The organism is Dietzia sp. CW19, from assembly GCF_014145265.1.
In the GTDB taxonomy this organism is placed as follows: domain Bacteria; phylum Actinomycetota; class Actinomycetes; order Mycobacteriales; family Mycobacteriaceae; genus Dietzia; species Dietzia natronolimnaea.
Genome location: NZ_JAALEE010000509.1, coordinates 1 through 1,600, shown reverse-complemented (window position 1 = coordinate 1,600; position 1,600 = coordinate 1). Strand labels below are relative to the sequence as shown.

General features: G+C 71.6%; 2 protein-coding genes. One reads left to right on the top strand and one right to left on the bottom strand.

Features of this window, described 5'->3' with window-relative positions:
• Positions 1–522: 522 nt before the first annotated feature.
• Positions 523–1,245, top strand: coding sequence for a hypothetical protein (locus tag G6021_RS14550; protein WP_182639488.1), 723 nt, complete (start codon positions 523–525; stop codon positions 1,243–1,245).
• Between the two features lie 14 nt (positions 1,246–1,259).
• Here G6021_RS14550 and G6021_RS14545 read toward each other — a convergent pair.
• Positions 1,260–1,600: DUF4261 domain-containing protein (locus G6021_RS14545; RefSeq protein WP_182641588.1), on the bottom strand; the 341-nt coding region annotated here is incomplete at its 5' end.

Below are 1,600 nucleotides of genomic sequence, written 5' to 3'. Positions count from 1 at the left end.
CGGCCTCCGGGGCCGCGCCGGTCGCGAGAGCCGGAGCCAGGGCCACGACCAGTCCGAGCGCGAGCGCCCCGGCGAGAGGGGACAGGCCGCGGGTGGCGGCCCGGTCCGGTGACGGTGATCCCACGTGTACTCCAGTATCGGTGCTGGCGGAACGACTCTGCGCGCATGCCGCGGTGGACAAAACTATAACGTGTGTCCGTTCTAGTGGTGGGGCACGTCACTTCCGGGCCGGACGTCAGGGTTCGGTGCACCGGTGTCGAATCGGTGGCCGGTGTCGGAGGGCGCTGTTACCGTGACGCCGTGCAGAACGACGTGCTCATGTGTTGGCGATGCGAACCCCGGTGGATCCGCGCCGCTCACCTCGCCCACCCCGCCTCGGCGTAGGACGCGCGTCACGGACCCACCGGGAACGGGTGGGCCGATCATCAGTCGGGAGCACGGTCCACACCGGACCACGGTTCGGCCCAGCGAGGACCACGGCCGAGACCGGCCCATCCCGACCTGATCGAGGAGAACGTCCAGGTGACCGCAAGTCCCCGAACCATCCACCTACCGCTGTCGGAATCGGACGTCCTGGTGAGCGCGCGCTCGCTGGCGGAGTACACCGACATGTTCAGCCTCGACGACGCGGACCTGGGTGGGCGGATCGTCGACTGCCCGGGCGGGGCGGCCAGCGCGGTGGCGGAGATCTGCGCGGCGGGCGGGGACGCGATCGCGGTGGATCCGCAGTACGCGCTCGGTGGCGGCGACCTGCGGGAACGGGTCCTGGCGGACCTGGATCGATCCCTGGCCCACTTCCACTCCCGGGACCTCGACTACGACTGGGACGTCCGGGGCGGCGTGGTCGGTCACGAATCCGTCCGCCGGACCGCGGCGGAGTCGATGCTCGCCGACCTCGAGGTCGCGCCCGGGAGGTACGTCGCCGGCGCTCTCCCGGATCTACCCCTGGCCTCCGACTCGGCCGACCTCGTCCTGTGCTCCCACCTTCTGTTCACCTATGCGGACAGGATGAGCACGGCCGACCATGTCGACGCGATCGTCGAGATGGCGAGGGTCGCCCCGGAGGTCCGCATCTACCCGCTGGTCGACCATTCGGGCACTCCCCTGCCCGAGCTGGTCCGCAGCGTGATCGCCAGGCTCAAGAAGGAACGGCTCACCAGTCGCATCGAGCCCGTCGTCCGGCCGTTCCAGTTGGCGGCCACCACGCGGTTGGTGGTGGAGCGGACCACCAACCGGCGACCCTGACGCCGGGTCCGTGCTCAGCCGGGCGTGAGACGCAGGACCTGCTGCCCGGTGAACGGGGAGGTCTCGACGCTGGTGAGCAGGGGCTGCGGCCCGCCCACCTCGAGGGCCTGGCCGGGCTGGAACACGGTGCCCGAGCCCAGCGTGTACGCGACCAGGTCGCACATCTGCCCGTAGAGGGCGCCCGGGGGCCCGGCGACGTCGAGCCGTTCCATGTCCGGGCGGCCGAAGCGCCCGAGCCCGCTGGTGTAGACGCACGAGGTGGTCTCGGACTGCATGCCCGCCCGCACCCCGACGAGGGCGGGCACCGGGAGCGGGTTGCCGGCGACGAGATCGCGGTAGGGGCCGGCCGGCAGGG